Origin of the sequence: Vibrio neptunius (genome assembly GCA_019339365.1) — a bacterium.
Lineage (GTDB): Bacteria > Pseudomonadota > Gammaproteobacteria > Enterobacterales > Vibrionaceae > Vibrio > Vibrio neptunius.
The window spans coordinates 129,324-149,894 of record CP079860.1 but is presented as its reverse complement, the minus strand read 5'-3'; the positions used below and the strand labels follow the sequence as shown (position 1 = coordinate 149,894).

18 protein-coding genes and 1 pseudogene are annotated in these 20,571 nt (G+C 44.4%); 6 read left to right on the top strand and 13 right to left on the bottom strand.

Annotation, left to right across the window (positions count from 1 at the left end; translation table 11 throughout):
- Window positions 1-46: 46 nt before the first annotated feature.
- Window positions 47-304, bottom strand: coding sequence for a DUF333 domain-containing protein (locus KW548_17320; protein ID QXX08884.1), 258 nt, complete (start codon window positions 302-304; stop codon window positions 47-49).
- Between the two features lie 200 nt (window positions 305-504).
- Between KW548_17320 and KW548_17315 the strand changes: the two genes are divergently transcribed.
- Window positions 505-1,437: an exopolyphosphatase gene (locus KW548_17315; protein QXX08883.1), complete on the top strand. Its 933-nt coding sequence runs from the start codon at window positions 505-507 to the stop codon at window positions 1,435-1,437.
- 70 nt (window positions 1,438-1,507) lie between these two features.
- Here the strand turns inward: KW548_17315 and KW548_17310 are convergent, their stop codons facing one another.
- On the bottom strand, window positions 1,508-2,524 hold the full coding sequence (locus KW548_17310; GenBank protein QXX08882.1) for a diguanylate cyclase: 1,017 nt from the start codon (window positions 2,522-2,524) through the stop codon (window positions 1,508-1,510).
- A 166-nt stretch (window positions 2,525-2,690) separates the two neighbouring features.
- Window positions 2,691-3,626, bottom strand: a complete 936-nt coding sequence (locus tag KW548_17305; protein QXX08881.1) for a chemotaxis protein — start codon at window positions 3,624-3,626, stop codon at window positions 2,691-2,693.
- 195 nt (window positions 3,627-3,821) lie between these two features.
- Between KW548_17305 and KW548_17300 the strand changes: the two genes are divergently transcribed.
- On the top strand, window positions 3,822-4,100 hold the full coding sequence (locus KW548_17300) for a peptidylprolyl isomerase (GenBank protein QXX08880.1): 279 nt from the start codon (window positions 3,822-3,824) through the stop codon (window positions 4,098-4,100).
- Window positions 4,101-4,138: 38 nt separating this feature from the next.
- On the opposite strand, the gene KW548_17295 is transcribed toward KW548_17300, so the two are convergent.
- The 6 genes and pseudogenes from KW548_17295 to KW548_17270 all read right to left on the bottom strand — a co-directional run bounded on the left by KW548_17295 (window position 4,139) and on the right by KW548_17270 (window position 12,365).
- Entirely contained in the window at window positions 4,139-6,694 is a 2,556-nt protein-coding gene (locus KW548_17295; protein QXX08879.1) for a chitinase, read from the bottom strand.
- A gap of 556 nt (window positions 6,695-7,250) precedes the next feature.
- Window positions 7,251-8,008: pseudogene (locus KW548_17290) on the bottom strand (SDR family oxidoreductase).
- Window position 8,009: 1 nt separating this feature from the next.
- Window positions 8,010-8,963, bottom strand: coding sequence for a hypothetical protein (locus KW548_17285; GenBank protein ID QXX08878.1), 954 nt, complete (start codon window positions 8,961-8,963; stop codon window positions 8,010-8,012).
- 6 nt (window positions 8,964-8,969) lie between these two features.
- A complete protein-coding gene (locus KW548_17280; GenBank protein QXX08877.1) occupies window positions 8,970-10,109 on the bottom strand; it encodes an ABC transporter substrate-binding protein in 1,140 nt (379 codons plus the stop codon).
- 715 nt (window positions 10,110-10,824) lie between these two features.
- Window positions 10,825-11,829, bottom strand: coding sequence for a low-specificity L-threonine aldolase (ltaE, locus tag KW548_17275; protein ID QXX08876.1), 1,005 nt, complete (start codon window positions 11,827-11,829; stop codon window positions 10,825-10,827).
- Between the two features lie 11 nt (window positions 11,830-11,840).
- Window positions 11,841-12,365, bottom strand: coding sequence for an NUDIX hydrolase (locus KW548_17270; protein QXX08875.1), 525 nt, complete (start codon window positions 12,363-12,365; stop codon window positions 11,841-11,843).
- 278 nt (window positions 12,366-12,643) lie between these two features.
- Here KW548_17270 and KW548_17265 point away from each other — a divergent pair, with 278 nt between their 5' ends.
- Both KW548_17265 and viaA read left to right on the top strand, forming a co-directional pair.
- Window positions 12,644-14,308, top strand: a complete 1,665-nt coding sequence (locus KW548_17265; GenBank protein ID QXX08874.1) for a DUF3763 domain-containing protein — start codon at window positions 12,644-12,646, stop codon at window positions 14,306-14,308.
- Between the two features lie 11 nt (window positions 14,309-14,319).
- Window positions 14,320-15,765: an ATPase RavA stimulator ViaA gene (viaA, locus tag KW548_17260; protein ID QXX08873.1), complete on the top strand. Its 1,446-nt coding sequence runs from the start codon at window positions 14,320-14,322 to the stop codon at window positions 15,763-15,765.
- 63 nt (window positions 15,766-15,828) lie between these two features.
- Here the strand turns inward: viaA and emrD are convergent, their stop codons facing one another.
- Both emrD and KW548_17250 read right to left on the bottom strand, forming a co-directional pair.
- Entirely contained in the window at window positions 15,829-17,034 is a 1,206-nt protein-coding gene (emrD, locus tag KW548_17255; protein QXX08872.1) for a multidrug efflux MFS transporter EmrD, read from the bottom strand.
- A 210-nt stretch (window positions 17,035-17,244) separates the two neighbouring features.
- Window positions 17,245-17,553 (bottom strand): cysteine-rich CWC family protein, encoded by a 309-nt coding sequence (locus tag KW548_17250; protein ID QXX08871.1) that lies wholly within the window; start codon window positions 17,551-17,553, stop codon window positions 17,245-17,247.
- 140 nt (window positions 17,554-17,693) lie between these two features.
- On the opposite strand from KW548_17250, the gene KW548_17245 reads away from it, so the two are divergent.
- Window positions 17,694-17,954 (top strand): hypothetical protein, encoded by a 261-nt coding sequence (locus KW548_17245; GenBank protein QXX08870.1) that lies wholly within the window; start codon window positions 17,694-17,696, stop codon window positions 17,952-17,954.
- Here the strand turns inward: KW548_17245 and KW548_17240 are convergent.
- On the bottom strand, window positions 17,947-18,870 hold the full coding sequence (locus KW548_17240) for a DMT family transporter (protein QXX08869.1): 924 nt from the start codon (window positions 18,868-18,870) through the stop codon (window positions 17,947-17,949). The genes KW548_17245 and KW548_17240 overlap by 8 nt on opposite strands.
- 143 nt (window positions 18,871-19,013) lie before the next feature.
- Here KW548_17240 and KW548_17235 point away from each other — a divergent pair, with 143 nt between their 5' ends.
- Complete coding sequence (locus KW548_17235) at window positions 19,014-19,469, top strand: Lrp/AsnC family transcriptional regulator (GenBank protein ID QXX08868.1); 456 nt, start codon at window positions 19,014-19,016, stop codon at window positions 19,467-19,469.
- A gap of 1 nt (window position 19,470) precedes the next feature.
- Here the strand turns inward: KW548_17235 and KW548_17230 are convergent, their stop codons facing one another.
- Window positions 19,471-20,523, bottom strand: a complete 1,053-nt coding sequence (locus KW548_17230; protein QXX08867.1) for a GGDEF domain-containing protein — start codon at window positions 20,521-20,523, stop codon at window positions 19,471-19,473.
- Window positions 20,524-20,571 lie beyond the last annotated feature (48 nt).

Below are 20,571 nucleotides of genomic sequence, written 5' to 3'. Positions count from 1 at the left end.
CGACGCTGCCAATCAAGAAATTCATGAATCGCGGTAGGTATAAGCATTAGCTATCTGAAGATTTTTGGTGTTGGCGATAGTATTCCCACTCCTCGATTCGGTTGTCCGAAGAAAGGACACAGTAGGTAACACGTTTTTCATTTTCGCTCACGGTTTCTAGTTTCCCACCTTGCTTGGCGCAGAAGACTGATGCTGGATTGGCAATCGATGTATAGCCTTTTACCTCATATTCATCAGGTTCATTGGCGCAGCCTGCAAGCATTAGGGCAGATGCTGATATCAAAGCCCAGATTGTTGTCTTCATTCTTGTCCTCCCTTTAATTAAATCAATTGCATATGAAGTATAGAAGAGTAGGTAAAAAGCATTGCCTTAAGTTTGTTAAAAGATCGAAGCTGTCTAAAATTAAACAGAGACCAATGGCACTTATCGATAAAAAGGAGTGAAACATAAGTGCGGTTGATTGTGATGAAGTGCATTGTGCTGTTAAAGATAAGGATTTTAAGATGTCGGAACAGAAACATCGTTTAGTGACACGAAGTGATTTTGACGGCTTGGTATGTGCCGTGCTTCTTAAGCAACTTGATCTCATTGATGACATCAAGTTTGTCCATCCCAAAGATATGCAAGATGGTATTATAGAAATTACGGCGCGCGATATTGTTACCAATCTTCCGTATGTTAAACAGGCTCATCTTGTGTTTGACCACCATCTATCAGAAATGATTCGAAATTCTGGGGAGAGGCCAAATCATATTATCGATCCCAATGCGCCTTCTGCCGCGAGAGTGGTTTGGGAATATTATGGCGGCGAAAAAACGTTCCCTGTTGATTGGCTCGGCATGATGGAAGCGGTTGATAAAGGCGATTCAGCGCAGTTTTCCAGAGACGAGGTGTTAGATTCCACGGGGTGGAATTTACTTAACTTCCTGATGGACGCACGAACAGGGCTTGGACGTTTTAGAGATTTTAGAATTTCCAACTACAACTTAATGATGGACCTGATTGAATATTGCACTTCTCATTCAATCGACCAAATACTAGAACATCCCGACGTCAAAGAACGGATTGACCTGTACAAAGAGCATGAAAACTTGTTCAAAGAACAGATCCAACGCTGCGCTACTGTGCACGACAATTTGGTTTTTCTGGACCTCACCGAAGAGGAAACCATCTTCGCTGGCAATCGTTTTATGATTTATGCTTTGTACCCTCAGTGCAATATTTCGATTCATAAAATGTGGGGTTTCCAGAAGCAAAATACGGTATTCGCCACCGGCAAATCGATATTTGATCGCAGTTCAAAAACCAATGTAGGAGAGTTAATGCTCAAATACGGAGGCGGTGGCCACAAGGCCGCAGGAACATGTCAAATTGACAATGACAAAGTGCAGCATGTAGAAAAAGAGCTGATTGAGGCGATAACCTCAGACGGTTAAATGGCATGAGACTAAAAGAGCCCCTCATTATGGGGCTCTATTTATTGGCGGTAAACGTATAGCAATGCGCTTACAACGGCATAACGCGGTTTCGACCCAATTGTTTCGCTTCGTAAAGGAGCTTATCGGCGCGCTCAATGATTGAGTTAGGCGTCTCACCCGCTTGCAGTTCTGCTACACCAAATGAGGCGGTAATATTCCCCACTGGCTTGCCCGAACGTCTGTCTTTAATCGACAGTTTTTCTACTGAACGGCGTAAACTCTCAGCAAATTGGCGTGCAATTCTCAATGACTTGTTTGGCATAATCAATGCGAATTCTTCACCACCAAAGCGGTAGGCATGAATACCGTCTCGGCTGCTAGTCTGAAGACGTTTTGCGATGCCTTTAATCACGGCATCGCCGAACAGGTGGCCATAAGTGTCGTTGTAGCCCTTGAAGTGATCGATATCGGCGAGGATCAGGCAAATTTTCTGCTCAGATCGACACAAGGTGTCTAGGTCATTGTCGAATGAGCGACGATTATAGAGGCTTGTGAGCCCGTCAAACAAAGCATCTTGCTGGACTTCTGCCAGTTGGGTTTTGAGTCGTTGAATCTCTTCTGTTGCCGTCTCAAGCTGATTGTTCAGAAAGTTGGTTGAGTGTCGTATCTCTTTAGATTCGTTGACCAATTGACGAATCACTTTCATCACCTCTTCGATAGACATCGATTGATCGTCTACTTTTTCAAGGTTTTGAAAACTTTTGTCAATGACTCGGGAAAAGTGTGATGTATCGGCGAGGGTGTCTGTCATTGATGAGGCGACTTGCCCCACTAACACTTCGATGTTTGCTCGCAGATCTCTAATGTCGGTCTCCGCTCTAGCCGCGACATAATTGTTATAGAGCTGTTCGCCCGCTGCTGGTGGACATATACCGTAATTCTCCAGAATAGTCTCAAGCTCACGATTCATTTGAGGAATGGCATTTTCCACATAGGTATACCATAACGCATAATTGGCTGGCGTTGCGGCTACGTGGTTTTGCATCATAAGTGGGACAGCTTTCTTTAAGTTAGCGGTCGATTTTTTAAAATCGTCTTCTGTCATCTGATTATAAGAATTCTACGTTAACTATCGATTACGTTAAGATTAGCGGATTTACTCCTGAGATGCTTGAGTTAATGGCAATAAAATTGATTTATTTAATAGATTTGATGAACTTAGCTTAGCTAAGTTTATCAAATCTAACGACCTTGACGGTTAGCCTTGGTGGTTAAACCGCTACTTCAACACGCTCTGGTTTGGTTCCTGATTCGAGCATAGCTGCGCCACGAAGCATCGCCTGTACTAAGTCACCCGCATTAAACTTCTCTAATGCCTCATGGGCACCAACCTGACGAGCCCGGTCAACGCATATCTCACTTGATAGTGACGTGTGAAGAATAATGTAGGCGTTACTGAGCTGTTGGTCACTCTGGGTTTCAAACGCTAATTCATAGCCGTCCAACCCAGGCATTTCAATATCGCTGACGAGCAACTGAATCGGTTGGCCCCGTTCCGCTTCTTCTCTCATCAGTTCCAGGGCTTCAATGCCATTGTTTCGGATCTGATAGGCAATATTAATGCTATCGAGCGCATCGGCGAGCTGTTTTCTTGCTATCGAGGAATCATCGACAAGTAAAATGTTCAGTGCCTTGAGCCTTTCTCTTTCAATATCGGTCAGCATTGGAATCTTAGTCGACTCATATTGAGGGTAGATTTTTGATAGCAGGAGTTCGACATCTAGCATCTGAATAATCTGCTCATCGTATCTGGTGATGCCTGTAACGAAAACGTTTTTACCTGCTGACTGAGGAGAAGGCTCAATAGAGCGCCAGTCACATTCGATTATCTTTTCAATCGAACGTACCATGAAGGCGACAACGGTTCTTAAACAATCGGTGACGATTAGATAGCAAGAATCGTATTCTTCTGGCTGGATTGGCCTAAAGCCAATAGCGGCAGGCATATTAATTACTGGGATAGTTTTATCGCGAATAGTGACAGTGCCAATGACATGATGATGCGAATAGGGGATTTGAGTTGTCGGCTGATAAGGGACAATCTCACGAACCTTTAATGTACCAATCGCAAAGAGCTGTTCACTATGGGTCAGTGTGAACATCAACATGCCTTGAGACTGATTTGCTTTACTGATTGTTTTTGCCATGACGAGAGTTTCTCAAATTTGATACTTTTATAAACCGAGATGGTAACTGATCTGTAGATCTATTCAATTAAGATAGGTCAATTAAGCAAGATTATTTGGCAATTAGTATAGATATTTAGCAAATGGGATGGTGATCGTGTCGTAAATCGTTAAAATACGCGCCACTAGCTATGTCCTACACTTTGAGATTTTCATATGGCAAATACCGCAGCGGCTTTACACATTTTGGTCAAGCACAAAGAACAAGCTGAAGACATTATTAAACAGCTGAAGAAAGGGGCTAAGTTCCAGACATTGGCGAAAAAGTATTCGACTTGCCCTTCGGGAAAGAAAGGCGGTGATTTGGGAGAGTTTCGTCGAGGGCAGATGGTTCCTGCATTCGACAAGGTTTGTTTTAGTGGCGAAACGTTGGTCCCTCACTTGGTTAAGACAAAATTTGGCTGGCATGTTGTTAAGGTACTGTACCGCACTTAACCAAACACCCCGCAATAGCGGGGTGTTTGCTGTCTGGGTTAGAGTTTAGTCCAGGCGTCACCCCAAGCTGACCCAGTTCCCGGTGCATAGGCCCAAGCCGCGCCCGAGCACCAACCAGAATATGGGAAAGGTTTACACTCGTAGTTACTTCCTGCATTAGTGACACGGTCACCTGCTTGATATGGAGTACCTTCAACATATTGAGGGTATTGATCCGGATTACCCCCATCGTCCTTGGCTTTGACAAGAATTGATAGACGAGCTGTGTCTGAAGCTGTTCCATCAGAAACCGTCACTGAGACTGAAACATTGGTATCTTGCGCAAACTCAGGAGCAACAAAGCTTGCGCTTTGACCATTGTCAGTCAGTGTTACGTCAGAGGAAGACCAACTATAGGTGAGGGTGTCACCGTCTGCATCAGAACTGCCAGAAGCATCTAACACGACATGGTCACCAGCTTCCGCCTGAATCGGGCCATTAAGGTCAGCGGTAGGAGGGGTGTTATCGGGAACACTACCGAATAGCGCCTTTACGTTAACCATGTCGGTGGATGTGGCATTTTGATTGTCAGTGACCGTTAGTTTAAAGCTGTATGTTTCATTCGTGCCTGTGTCGGGAATGGCAACGCTAGCAACCGCTTTGTCTGCATCGCTGATGTTGAGGCGATTGCCAGCAATCTGTTCCCATTGGTAGGAAATAAGGTTGCCGTCGTTGTCGTAAGATCCTGAACCATCAAGTTGTACGGTGTGAGCAGTGTCGACGGTGATATCATCACCCGCATTAGCAACGGGGGCTTGATTGCCCGGCTCTCCACCTGCAAGTAGTCCGCTTTGCATAGCATTGAGGATGTCGCCGTTATCTCCATCGATCTCCCATGAGAACAAGCCCGCAAACCCTTGAGTGCGCACATAGGCCGCTTTTTCCTCAACAGAGCGAGCATCGTCATAGGTGATGACTTCACCCGTAGACTCTTTGTATAGGTAAGGGGCCTTTGCGGTGGCATCGTAGAATGCTTCGACACCGGATTGACCAAGGTAATCGTTGACAATATCTTTATAGTCAATGACTCCTGGTTCCCAACTACCTGCAATCGGTCCGTTGCCTGTACCTGTGATTGGATTGGTAGGATCAGTCATGCTATCGCGAGTGACTCCGCTCCAGCCTCGCCCATACATAGCGGCGCCAAGAACGATCTTGCTTGGCGACACACCTTGCTTAAGCAGTTCCTTGACACCGTTATCCGTGGTGTATTCTGGGCCGTCGTCAGGGGTCAAAGTTCCCTCACACTGAGCAGCAGAAATGTGTGATCCACAGTAAACCGCTGCCTGATGACCGAGATTGTTATCCCATGCGCCGTAGAAATCGTAAGTCATGACAAAGAGATAATCCATGTACTGCGTTGCGTCTGGGTAGTGGACGTCTTCAACTTTGTCCCAGCCTGCGCCAATGGCCGAAGTCAACTCGTATGTTCGGCCCGTTTCTGCGGATAGTTCATCCAGCATTTGGCGAAGCTCTCTCATTAAAGCAACGTAAGCTTTACCATCGTTATCTGGGTCGCCTAGATCTGGGTTAGCGCCAGTACCGCCGGGGTACTCCCAGTCGATATCAACGCCGTCGTAGAATTTCCAAGTAAGCAGAAACTCTTTGACTGAGGCAACAAAGGTGTCGCGATTCTTTTTGTCGGTGAAACCGAAGAAAGGATCGGAAAGTGTCCAACCACCGATAGAAGGAAGGATCTTCAAATCCGGATAACGCTGTTTGAGCGCCATCATCTGACCATATGTGCCTTTTATCGAGGAATCCCCAGTTCCAGGTAGGGAAGAGCCCAACGCCCCCCACTGATCATGAACGACCACTTCATAGTCTTGTGAATCACCGCAGGCGAGTTGAAGTGCCCGTTGCGAGTTTGGGTCGGTTAAAGACTGGTTGGGACCACAGATCGGTACGAAACCATAGATGATGTGTGTCAGATTATCGGCTGGGATGTTGTCAACGGTGAACTTGCGGTCATATTGGCTCCATTCGACAAAATAGCTACCGACAACCGTACCATTGGGCTGAGGAGGAAATGATTGATTATTGCTATCGATATTCATAGGTAGTGGCGCCATGCCTGCACCATCGGTATCGATGACTGAAATTTTGTGCACTGGTGAAGTCGAGCAGTCTCCGCTTGCATCACATATATTGACGGTCATGTCATATTGGCCAGCTTTATCTATTTGGACTTGAGTCTCGCCTGAGAACGCAGAATCTGTAGGGCCATTGATCGCTTCAGAAAAAATGACATCATTATTTAAACGCACTTGCCATTCTGTCGCGGGTGTTCCGCTGTTGTACCAAACATCCCACTCAACTGGGAAAGTAACCTGATCATGCCTAACCACGGTTTTTTTGTAAGACTGTTGGCCTGCCTCGCCGTTAATCTCAACAAAAGACTGGCTCTTTACACTGGTCATATTCCAGTCCAAAGCAGGCGCGGACGGGGCCGCCAATACGCTCGCGCTGATTGTACCTAGGCTGAGTGCTATTACTACAGACAAAGGTTTCACTATACCTATCTTGTTACACTGACGATGTTTATTCTTATCCATTATTTTTTCCTTTTATTCAACCCTATGTTTAAGTCTGAAATAATCCCAATAGAAATTTATTTAGCAGACTAATTTAATCTAGAAGGGGTTCTTAAATTGGGAAAAAGGAAGTTTTTCAATATGGAACGAAGGGTGGCGATTAATATTAATTCATAAATAATTGTTGGACAAAAAGATATTTACATGGCAATCAGGATTAGAATTAAAGCTCTATTAATAACGGCAATATTGTTAAAACAGGAGTATTTTTATTTTGACGTTTTTGTCGGAGTGGATATTCTAATGTGATCAACATAAAGCCGTTTGTCTCACCATAATTTGCATGATGTGAATTGCTTTGAGCACTAGCATGGCGAGCTTAAACTGCGGACAGTATGATTTGATTAACGTTTGCTGACGATGAGCAGCATAGTAAATGTTCATCGTCAGCAGGTAGCATCACTCTAAAGTGACGTGATAAGGCTTACTATTTTGTCAAACTGACCTGAGATTCAGCGAGAAGGTTGCGCCATTCTCGCTGATTGGATAGGTAAGTAGCTGCAACGTTCTGAGAGCCTCAATAAGCTTTATTGAAGCCGCCATCCAGAATGATATTTTGGCCAGTCATATGGTTAGAGATTGGACCAAGCAACGCCACGATACCATCAACCACATCTTTGATTGAAGCATACTTCTTGAGTGGAATGTTGGACACTTCATTCTCCATCAATGCTTCAAACGATAAATTTTGATCAAGCGCTTTTTGCTCCATCTTTTGCGTATAACTTTGAGTCATGACGCCCCCGAGAGAGAGTGTGTTCACCGATATGCCTTGTTCTGCTAATGACAACGCCATTGTTTTGGCTTGTCCTATCCAAGCGCTGCGCAAGCAATTATTGATCGAATAGTGTGGCAGAGCCGCTTTGGAGCTGATGCCAGAAACGAAAACAATCGAAGCTCCTTGCTTCAGCTTATCTTGCTCTACAATCTGACGGAGTAAACGTAGAGGCAAAATAAAATACTTATTGAAGTAGTCTTGCCATTTCTCATCGTCAGGAAACACTTCTCTGGAAGGTGGGATCCTTGGGATAAAAAATACCACACCATCAAACTTGTCTGCGCCTTTGATTGTTGAGGCGCATTCGTCGATGGAGTCGGCGCTGAAGAAATCAAGTGAGCTTGTCTGAACCGAATGCTGAAAATGAGTACTAGCGACGATGTCATTGAGTTTGCTTACGTTTCTAGCGGCCAAAAAAGTTGATGTTCTTGGGCGAGTTCTGTGACCAAGTTAGAGGCGATTCCACCTGTCGCACAAGTGATAAGATAATTTTTCATACTAGGCGTTCTCTGTCGTAATTATATTGTTTACACAAGACTTCGATATGGGTAAACGATGCGTCTGACTTTTAATTGAAACTTCAATGTAATGCTCTCCGCCATCAATTTTAATAGATGCATTATTTTTAATTATACTTTCTCGCAATATTATAGAGCGGCTTAGACGAATAAAATCATCACTGAATGAATTTTCTAATTCAGTCAACGTACATCGTATTTTGTGTTTTATTCCATTGGTCATCAACACTTCACTATAGGGGTGAGTATACTTAGCAAAGGCTATTTCATCACTGTATGCAAATAGCTTTCTATTACGTGAGATGATCTTGCTAATATTGGTTATTCTGTTCTTGAGAACTGAATTTTCTCGCTTGTATTCGTCAATATCGTTTTCATGTGATTGTATACCATCTTGTTCCTTGACGTAATGGTTTGCCCGATAGATGTATAGTATGAGCAATATCGGCAGAGTAGACGATGCGATGAATAAAATAACATTCAGGCCGAGTTGCTGATATTCATTTTTGGAAAAGAAATACCAGTTAATGTGCCCAAGTTTTTTTTTGCCTATCATAAGTTCAGATACGCCAGCGTCGAGCTTATATTGTTGTTGGGTTAGCGACAGCAAAGTGTTGCCTCCAGAACAAACCGTTTTTTGCACTTCATCCTTGGTTGAGAAACTTTGTAAGTCCAGCTCAAGACAGACTCTAAACCAGTCAATCGACTCATAGGAATCGATAAGCAGTGACATTCTGTTTGTCAGAGCTTGATAATTGAATGTATATACATCGTCAATCACTGTCGGGGACTGGACCCAAGACTCTAGCACCGAGACAAAACCAAATAATACTGAGTCAACCGCTTCATTGTGTGACGGTTTAGACCAATAGAAAACTGAATTGCATAAGATGACGACTAGACAGCATAGTGCTGCTTTTAACTTAATGCTCATTGTTATTTAATCTGTCAACTTTGATAAATATCGAACTTGATCATTCTGAACGGAGAAAAGATACAGCGGCTTTTTGCTGTAACCTGCGGCGTCAAAAGCCAAAGGCTCTCCATCCATTACTGTCTCAAACTTCAATTGTTTGAGTGACTCAATGAGATCTTGAGGGCTAGACTGCGGTTTTGAATCGTACCCAGCGATTAAAAAATTAAAGAGATCGTAGGTATATGTAGTCAAAAAAGTGGCTTGATTTTGTGAGCAAAAAGTATTGGAAATACTGTTTAGAGCGCTTCTATTATCTGATTTAGGGATACCATCCCAGTTTTTAACAAAATACAAGTTAATGTTAGGGCTTGTGGTTCCAATGGTTTGGAAAAACTCTTTTCTTGCCCCTACGGAGTCAGTGCCCAATATCGTGAATGGTTTACCACTGTCTTTCATTGCATTGTATAGAACGGCAATATTAGGGTTGTATAACGGTGCAAAGACGACGGCGTTGTTAGGCAATGCACCCACAATGTCATCCGCATTACTCATGCTGTAATCGTACTTCTTAAATTTGATTGGTTCACTATGAGCAGTGAGTTGTTTGATGAACGCGAGAGCGCTTTGTTTAGAATACTGTCTTGAGTTATCAATCAACACATGAGCAGTCTTAGTGGAATAATGGCTAAGGTAATAGTCACTAAGCAGCTTAATCTGATGTTTATTGCTTGGCATTATTGATAAGCCCATAGAAGGGTCCTTGATAACACTCTTCGCTGTTGCTGAAGTCACGAATGCAATGTCATGTTGATTGAGTATACGGGCTGCGATTTCAGCTTCATGCGACACTAACGGCAGCAAGGCGATATCGACACCTTGGTCGACTAAGCTATGTGCAGCTAAAGCACTGCCGTGAGCAGTCCTATCGTTCGATACAAACGTAAATTCAACATTTCTTCTAGAGGCAGACACTTCGTCTGTAAGGGCATTCAGCACACACAGCTTCTCTTTATTTGAGGTACTGGTAGTGTTCGTCAACTTGCCGACCATGATACCTACCTTAAGCGTTTCAGATGCTTGAACTCTGTCTGAGCTCAACATGCCAATAGTGAACAACAAGAGGGCAAGTGCAAAAGCCTGTGAAATGAGGTTGTGGTTAACCAAAAGTAACTCCTAGGTGCCTTGTTTTCATTAACAAATATTCAAGGGTGTGAATAATATAAATTTATGAAAATAATGGATTTTTATATTTTTTATTGTAAATTTACGCACTTTTCATTAACAAAAGCGATGGACTAATATTGTTTTATGCATTGGAAAAAGACAAGGTATATATAGACATATATGAGTTGTGGTTGTGATGTTGGTTCCACATTCCATCTATGGCTTTGGATGATGGATAATTTAGAGACAAATTATGAATCTGCTACCGCCATGTGTTTAGCTAGATAGATATTAATTATAAATGCTTTCTGGGGTTTACCTTTGGTTGAAAGGTGAACTTGTTCTCAGTGGAGTACGCAATACACTCTCTAACAACGGCTACTTGTGCAGGACTAACTTTTGATGAATTAATCAGAGTAAAAAACCTTGTAGAATCAGGTTAATTGCTAGGTAAAAAACATGATGTTTACCCGAAACGCATCATAAAATGCGCCCAAACTAAACGAAAATAACGACAATATAGGGTGTTGGTATGCCTAACCAACTTAAAGCAGAATAGGCTCATGCAATGGACAAATAAGGAGGGAGCCTTATCTCAGAAAACAACTGAACTGATGTTATTATGCGGAAAGCATATCGAGAGTATGAGTACTCTCGATGCTGAGAAAAGCCAGTCGCTATAGTGACTGGCTTCTAAACTGGAAGTGACAAAAAATTACAGATACATATTGAGTTTTTCGACAAGCAACTTGATGTCAGATTCAGAGATATCTTTGTGAGTGACGAAGCGTATTGGATTCCCCGGAGAAATGATAATGCCGTCTTCGCTTAACTTAGTGGCAATGGCATGGATATCTACATTGTCGTCTAGCTTAGCAAAGACAATATTAGTCTCAACGAAATCTGGGTTGATCTGGAAACCTTCAAGTTGACTCAATTTGACCGCTAATAGCTTGGCGTTAGCATGGTCTACTTTTAATTGTTCGACTTGTTCGGTTAACGCAAGCTTACCTGCGGCGGCAAGAATGCCAGCCTGACGCATACCACCGCCGAGCATTTTGCGTAAGCGGCGTGCTTTAGCGATATACGCTTTACTGCCAAGTAGCAAAGAACCGATGGGAGCACAAAGGCCTTTTGATAAACAGATTGTCATTGAGTCAAAGTGCTTGGCTATTTCTCGAATATCCACATCAAGCGCGACCGCTGCATTATATGCACGGGCTCCGTCTAGGTGGAGTGCGAGGCCGTGTTGATCAACAAATTCGCGGGCTTGCGCGAGGTAAGACAAAGGCAGCACTTTGCCATTGATGGTGTTTTCCAAACTCAGTAACTTAGTACGAGCAAAATGGCTATCATCCGGTTTGATGGCCGCCCTTAGTTTGTTGAAATCAAGGGTACCATCAGGATTGTTTTCAATAGGTTGTGGTTGAATGGAGCCCAACACCGCAGCACCACCAGCCTCGTATTTGTAGTTGTGAGCTTGCTGTCCACACAAATACTCGTCGCCTCGCTCACAATGTGCCATCAAACCAAGTAGGTTTGCCTGAGTTCCTGATGTGGTAAAAAGAGCTGCTTCAAACCCGTGGCGCTCTGCTGCCCATGCTTCTAGCTCATTGACGGTTGGGTCATCACCATAGACGTCATCGCCAACTGGCGCATCAGCCATGGCTTGTCTCATTGCGGGGGTCGGCTTGGTGACGGTATCCGAGCGGAAATCCATGTGCTTTTCTCCTATATGTATCCACATAACTTTGCTTTACTTAAACATGCGATCGTTTTGGCATCAGTGATCTCACCTTCGACAATCTTTTGTTCGATGTCGTGTAATGATAGCGATACAACTTCAATCACTTCATCATCGTCACATGCAAACTTAGACACTTCTGTCAGCCCTTTTGCAACGAACAAGTATTGAATTTCATCGCAGAATCCAGCCAAAGGTGTGACTTGCCCAAGAGATATCATGGTTTCAGCACTGTATCCAGTTTCTTCTGCGAGTTCCCTTACTGCGCAAAGCTCAATTGGTTCGTTACTTTCTAATGTACCTGCAGGCAGTTCAAGTAACCATTTTTTCAGAGAAGGGCGGTATTGGTTGATAAGAACGATATCTCCATTGTTTGCGATTGGCAGAATAACGGCAGCGCCTGGATGAGAGATCGTCGTGTGAGTGATGGTTTTACCATTCGGCAATGTGGTTTGCTCTTCCTGAAGGTAGATGCCTTTCCATGTATGTAGAATATTCAAAGGAGTGTCCATAATAGTCTTTTTTTAATGACTCATTTCTTAGATGCAGGCTTACATTACAGTCTACATATAGTGAATAAAAGGTTAATAAATTATTTGACTCAAATATGAGACACTATCCCAGTGACTCAGGTCTCAAATTTGCAAACATTGATTTCAATCAGTTACGTCAAAATGGCTTCTGGTATAAATATGGCCCCAAACTAAAGAAAACGCACTTGTAACAAAGTGATAACAAATGTATAAAAATATATATATTACATTTCTGGTTGAAGTCAGAGGAGCTCAGAATGATCAGCCCTACCAGAGTCTCCCATTCGCAACAAGCGTTGCTCTCTGAACGAATAAATAAATTAGCTCGCGCCTTATCTGACGGTGTTTACGAGCGTGAAGATACCATCAAAATGTGCTTACTCGCTGCTTTAGCGGGTGAAAGTGTTTTTCTGTTAGGGCCACCAGGTATCGCAAAAAGCCTTATCGCAAAGCGACTTATACAAGCTTTCGACAACTCCTCCTATTTTGAATACTTGATGACTCGTTTTTCAACACCTGAAGAAGTGTTCGGACCTCTGAGCATTCAAGAACTTAAGGACAATGGTCGCTACTTACGCTTGACAGAAGGGTATTTGCCGACGGCGCAAGTTGTGTTTTTAGATGAGATTTGGAAAGCGGGTCCTGCAATCCTTAATACCTTATTGACGGTTGTTAATGAAAAGACCTTCAAGAATGGCAGTGATGTAGAACGTGTTCCCATGCGTCTACTGGTCTCTGCTTCAAATGAGCTGCCGGATGAAGACAGTGGTCTGGAGGCGCTCTATGATCGAATGCTAGTGCGTATTTTTGTCAATCGAATTCAGAACAAGCAAAACTTTAAGTCGATGCTGACCGTAGGCACACCGCAGGAAGCACAGATCCCAGAAGGTTTAGCCATAACCGATGAGGAGTATCACTTATGGCAATCGGAGCTTGAAAAACTCGAACTCAGTGACCAGGTATTCGAAAAGCTTTATCAACTTAAACAAATGTTAGAAGAGTCGGCAGCCCAAGGGGCAGGCGCCCATGCTTCTGATACCGATATGTATGTTTCAGACCGTCGTTGGAAAAAGGCAGTTAAACTGCTCAAAGCCAGTGCCTATTTTAACGGCCGTGATAGTGTCAACCCACTTGATCTACTGCTTTTGCAAGATTGTTTATGGAACAGTCCGGAATCTCGAGAAGTCGTCCACCAAGTGATTAAGGAATTTGCACTAAAGCACGCCTTTGATCAGCAAGACGTCGAACAGCAAATCCGTTTATGTCGAGAAGAACTGGACGAAGTTCAGGAAGAGCTAGAGTCTGAGTTTGGTATCATGCTATCAATGGAATCGACGACAGGGATACTCAAAAAACAAATTCATAGCTATGACGTCTCAGATGCAAAGCGTTATGAAGTAGGTAGTGCCTTTGATCTCGTTAAGTTGGTACTGCTGCAAAGTAATATGTCAGTATCAGAATCCGAGAAAGGCGACAGTCGCTGGGTTTATGTACCGAAGAACGAATTAGAGCGGATTATAAAAGAAGGCCATGGAGATGTTTACGGATACGTTAATCAGAACACCAATCTGTGCCGACTGCGCTTTGATATCGATGCCGCGAACAACTTAGTCATTAAGGATATTGCCAATCGTGCTGTGTTAGTTTCGGTTGTAACCGAGAAAGGTTTGGATGAGGGCCTCTATCAAAACTGGCTGACCAAATCTGAGCAAGCGATGGCGCAGCTCGAACACGCTGAACATCATTTGCTCAAAGTGCGTTCGAACTTTCATGGTGCCTTACCCCACAGCTTTATTGATCAAGACCTACCTCGTGCAATGGAGGCAAGCCTGCAGCACATTCAGCAGGTTCTTGAATCAACCAAAACAGAGTGTGAGCGCACAGTGTTCCGTTTCAAAAACCTCAATCAATTCTTCTCGTAAAGGGGGACTGGATGTTAGGCGCTGATGGACTCAACCTCGCATTAATGATTGCTGATTCCGGTATTATTGACACAGCAGTCAACGATCTGATGGCACGCTCTCAGGTAATGGCCATCACTGAAAACAGAGGAATGAAAACGAAAGTTAAAAACCATCTGTTGAAGTGGCGTGGTGGCGTCAAGAAACGCATCACCAAGGTATGCGAAACAGAGCGTTTCCAACAGGAGTTAGCGCTGTATCAGGAAGTCATCCATTGGGATGAAGCCACGTTCTTTGAAAAGATCCCCGATGTGATCAAGAAGCTTGAATGGCATTCCGCATTTTATCTTCAAGCTCGTCGGCTTATGGATAAAAACAAAGGGTTAAACAACCCAATGTTTCCTCATTACTTTTGTGATCAGTGGTATCAAAGTCTTTCTGATGCCATTCGTCAGGCACAGGTCAGTGAGCTCGAAGCGAGTAAAGAAAAAGTCCTCAAAGACCTTTACCAGCGCATGGAAACCATGAAGAACATGGCCAAAGTAACGGAAGAGGGAGATGAGAGCAGCGTTGGCCGGCTGTGGGATATGGCTTCAGCAAAACTCAGTCGAACCGACTTGTCCGTGATGAAACGCCATGCTGAGTTTTTGAAAAAGAATCAGGGCCTTCAGGAAATCGCTGAAAAATTAGGGCGAATGGCGAGTCAGGTAGATGATCCCGAGTTAAATCGAGCGCCTACTGAAGAGCTGCAAATGGTTGAGGAAAAATCGGATGAAGCAACCGATGATATCGTTGGTATTCATGAAAGTGATGATCTGAACAAGCTGCTACCCAACGAAACCTTGTTTCTGGCTTACCCTGAACTGGAAGTTGTGTTTTACAAACACCTCGTCGACAAGCGGTTAATGAATTATCGGATGCAGGGTAAATCACGAACGCTACGTAAAGTGAAAGCACACAAGCCAGATAACAAGCAGGTCGATGTCGAAAAAGGCCCGTTTATTGTGTGTGTTGATGCTTCTGGCTCCATGAGTGGTTTTCCTGAGCAATGTGCCAAAGCGATGGCTTACGCATTAATGCAAATCGCCTTGGCAGAAGATCGTGATTGCTTTGTGATTTTATTCTCCACCGAGCAGATCACCTACGAGCTGACGCGACAAGACGGTTTACGAGAAGCCAGTGATTTCCTTACTTACAGCTTCCATGGTGGTACGGATTTGGAGCCAGTATTGATAAAGTCAATCGATTTGATGCGTGGTGACCGATACAAAAATGCGGACATGGTTGTGATCTCTGATTTCATTGCGCCTAAACAATCCGATGAGATGCAAGAGAAAGTCGCTGAGCTGAAAAAGAACAAGAATCGCTTTCACGCAATTAGCCTTTCTAAATACGGCAATCCTCAACTGATGTCTATGTTCGATCATAGCTGGGCTTATCACCCCAATCTGGTCGGTCGGATCATGAAAAAATGGTAAGGGTTAGGCTTGACCAAGTCAGAGCAAATAAAAAGGAGCGGTGAAGCTCCTTTTTTACATTGGTTAGACGGCTAAAGGCATTTCATTGGAAGGATCGTGCTTGTGATAGACACGAATCAGCCCGAGCAAAGCGAGCAGAGACATGAGCAACATGAGCCCACCCACAGGCATCTGATCATGCGAAGGGATGATCGACGCTGCCAGTGTGGCTAAACCTGCACCTAAATTTTGCATGCCACCCAGAACGGCTCCCCCGGTTCCCGCATGGTATGGGAAAGGTGACAAAGCCCCTGTGGTTGCGGCGGGGAATAAAACGCCGGCCCCTAAAAAGTAGATCGTTGCCCCGCCAACCAAGGTTAACGCAGAGGTCTGTCCCATTAGCCCGGGCACAAGCACAATCAGTGAACCCAGAACGGCAGCCAGCAGACCAAACATCATCGCGACTTTCTCACTTCTCTTAGAGGCAATCACGCTGGATAGGCCAGCGCCGACCAGATACCCAGGAATAGGTAAGACAAACAACATGCTGACAGTTGTTGCGGGTAGCTTTAATACGCCCCCAAGTAAAACGCCTGCAGCGGCTTCAAAAATGGCCACACCGGAAAATGTGGCTACCAGACACACTAAGTAACCTTGAAATCTTTTGTTAGAGAGTACAAAGCTATAGCGACTTAAAGCCGATTCATGGCGTCGACTCGCTTTAGGCAAGGTTTCTTCAAATCGGGTCATCATAATGATCGCTACAGCGATGCTAAACAATGCCAAGAACATATAGCTAGAGCGCCAGCCCATGGTTTCGGTGAAGTAGCCCCCCAAGACTGGAGCGAGTAAAGGTGAAAAAATCACACACATACTAATTAGGCTGTTCACTTTGTGCAGTTCGCTGCCACTAAACACATCACGGGTTAAGGTTCTGCACATCGCACCGCCGCTACCAATGCCCAATCCTTGAATGAAGCTACCAGCGAGGAACCATTCAAACTGATGAGCAAATAGGGCAACGATGGTACCGATAATATAGATAAGCAAACCGGCAATGATAATAGGTTTTCGTCCTAATCGATCTGAAAGCGGTCCATAGGCAAACTGAGAGATACCATAAGGTATCAGGTAGCACGCCATTACCGCTTGAAGTGCCGCAGGAGACACCAAAAATTCATCAGCCATATGGCCGATAGAGGGGACATACATAGTTTGCGTCATTTGCCCTACTGCGGTCAGAATCGCAATTAAGAATATCAGTTTAATAACTTGAGATGATGCAGACATTTCCTGAAATACCTAAATTCAAAGTGCAAAAAGCCACAGGTATTGCTTAAAGCAATCCTAATAAAATAAAGAGAACGACTAGTTTAGGCGGAGAATCTTAGTGCTTGGCAGGAAAGGGTGCAATAAAAAAGTGTGATCTGGAACAAGATTAATTTCTATGATTTGGATTAGTAAAACTAATCCAAATCTAGTATTCATTGGAGTGATGGTTTATGCGATTGGCAAGTGGTTGAGACACTTTCGGCACAGACAAGCATCACTGGAAACAGCGCAAGACATATCCCGTTTTTCTAGGGAAAAGCACCAACAAGTGTCTTTGCCGGCGCTGATGTCGCACTGGGCTGGCTCACCACAAGAAGGGCAGCGATGGCTTGCGACGCTTCCTTGAAGGGCCTCCATAATGGTGTCTCTTTCATCATCTGAAAGATGGCGCCAGTTGACGATTTCATCCATGGTTCGATGGCAACCGCTACATATTCCACCATTATTTTTGCATGCAGCGATACAGGGCGTTTTCAAAATGGTCATCCACGCAAATAAATTTCGCTGCAGACTATACCGGACTCTGGGTACAACAACAAAAAATCAGTTGTATTTGATAATGATTCCTATTATTGTTTATTAAAAATCATAATTAATATTAAAAAGTAGTCTTGCTGATGATTTCTTCGCTTGCAGCTTCACTCTTCATCGTCGGGTTAGGCATTAAAATTCGAGTTTCTCGCTTACAAATTGGCGTCTGGTTGCTGTTTACACTCATACTGGAACAATTTGTGAGTAATATGGCACTGCATGTACTAGTTTCCATGTTCATCGCTTCTCCTTTTCTGATCAAAATGGAGAACAAAGCCCTTGCGCGACAGATCTACGTTCTGTGTGTTCTTGTTCCCAGCTTAACGCTTATCCCTAGGCTCATTTAAATTTAGGTGGCTGATAAAGCAAAGAGGTATCTTTTCTCATAAAGATATTGCTGGCCACCAAACTTCCAATACAAACCAACCCGAGAGCAAACCATCCAAGTTGTGTCGGCTGCTCGTTAAATACTGGTATCGCCAACAAAGTCGCAATGGCAGGTGTGGCTGCGCCGAACGCTGCCGTGCGCTCTGCGCCGAGTACTGATATCGCATGTAAGTAGGTGAATGCGGCGACAAGACCAGCGCCTACACCTTGTAGGGTAATGTGGCCCATGAGCTCTTTCCATGGCCATTCAGCGGCACGGGTAGTGAGTAAGTGACTGTCGAGTGTGCCAGTTATAATCAGCACCAACAGTGCCAGTGTTGAAAGTAATGAGATTATTCCCGCAGCAACAAGTGGGTTAAGGTTAGAAACACGCGCACAAATGGTGAACGTCGCCCACATCATACTGCCCAATAAAAACAGCATGTAACCACTGAGTAAGTCACTATCAGACTGGCCAAACCCTTGGTAGAGAAAGACCGCTATCCCACTGATGACGAGCGCTAATCCCAATAGGCGATGTGAACTCAAAGGTTGCTTGAAAAGCAGTATTGCAATACCAGAGACGAACAAGGGGAGCGTCCCTGGGATAAGCGCACTTCCATCTGAGACAGGGGCAAGCCGCATACCTGTACCTGCGATCAGCAAGTAGGGCAAACCACATCCGACAAACATACCAATGAGGTAACGCTTAGGGACTTTTCTAATGAGCTCCTTTGACTTAAACACCAGAGGGAGTAGCACGATACAAGGGATGAGAAATCGTGCTAAGGCGATATCTGCGGTAGTCAGTTCCGAATGTGCACCACCACGGAGTGAAAGAAAAAAGCCAGACCAGAGAAGCAGTGTGGCAGCCATTGCCAAGTAACCTGAGATCATAACGTTATTCGTCTATTCATTGAGTGTCAGTAATTATGAGTCGTTTCTGGAGACCAAATATGGCAAAGTTAACCAATGAAAATGGAAATGTTGGCTGAATCAGCTAATTATTTTATAAAAATTGCTATATAGAGGCTCAATCCATGGATAGAATCGATCAACACATCTTGATGTTGCTACAAAAAGATGCCCGTCAGTCGACCGCCGATATCGCCGACAAAGTCGGTTTGTCACCTTCCCCTTGCGCTCGAAGAATTAAACGGCTTGAAGAAGAGGGCGTGATCGCCAGTTATCGCGCAAGCTTAAGTAAAGATAAGGTTGGGGTCGGGATGACGGTGTTTGTTGAGGTCAGTCTAAGTAACCATCAAGCCTCCTCTATTGATGATTTTGAGCAAGCCGTTCAGGAGATGGAAGAAGTGGTGAGTTGCCACGTTGTATCTGGGGCTTATGATTATCTTCTAGAAGTTGTCAGCCATGATCTGGCTGGGTATGAAGCGTTCACACGCAGAATTCAGCGCTTAGAAAATGTTAAGGACATCCATACGCATTTAGCAATTCGACAGGTCAAAGAATCCAGACAACTCCCTATTTTCAACTAATTCAGCGTATGGCGCGCTGATAGCGACTCTGACTCTGATGGTCCACAAGGTCTGGTTGGGAATACAGTGAAACTCGATCGCGCCCCAGACTTTTTGATTGGTACAGCGCAATGTCGGCGCGTTTGACCCAGTCTTCGATCGTTTCAAACGGTTTGGACTCAGCCACACCAGCACTGAGGGTCACTTTGGCATGTTGCGGATAAGCGTGTTCTTTGACGGCGCGGTTGATTGCTTGCATTGAAGACTCAACGGCATATTGATCGGCTTGAGGGAACAACAAAAGGAATTCATCGCCTCCCAAACGAAACAATAGGGTAGAGTGCTCGGTCTGGCTGTCAATAATGCCGACTACCTCAGTGATGACTTGGTCACCCACATCGTGCCCATAGAGATCATTAATCGCTTTAAATTTGTCGATATCAATCAGGGCGATTGACGAGGTGTTATAGAGCTGGTGAATGTTCTCAAGTGAGCTCTGCAGTTGGTGTCGGTTGTAAGCGCCCGTCATAGGATCTCTTACCGACAAGTAGCGAAGCTCTTTTTGTAGCCGTCTGACCGCTTTGACAACCACATGGACAATGACTGCTGTCGCGAGAAGCGAGAACGCATAGCGAGAGGTTTCGGACAATTCCTGATGAGGCAATACGGCGATAGTGGAACCTAGGCACACCACAATATTCGCAATCGTGGCAATGCGAGCAGGCAAGAGAAACACAATGCTAATGATGATGGGGAACACCCAATAGGTGGCCAAGGTGCCAAAAATGTTGACCGCCATAATGGTTGAAATCACCAGAAGAGCCAGAGGGATAAGATGGCCGAACAGACCGGCCTTGTTGTAAATGATGGCAGCGATCTCGAGAAGCAAAGTGATCTCAAACGCCAAAAGCACAGCACCGAGTAGAACCTCGCCAATAAGAAGGTTCTTAATGCCGAGTGGGACAAAGAAAACTAAAGTGATCACGGCGATAAATTTCAGAACCTGCTGCTGCTGTCTGAAATCGAGGATCGTGTCCCCATGTCGGCTTTGAAGCGTCCTTTTTTCACCATGCAACACCTTTGACCTTTTCTGCAATATAAAAAATAGGCTCAAAGTGTTGCT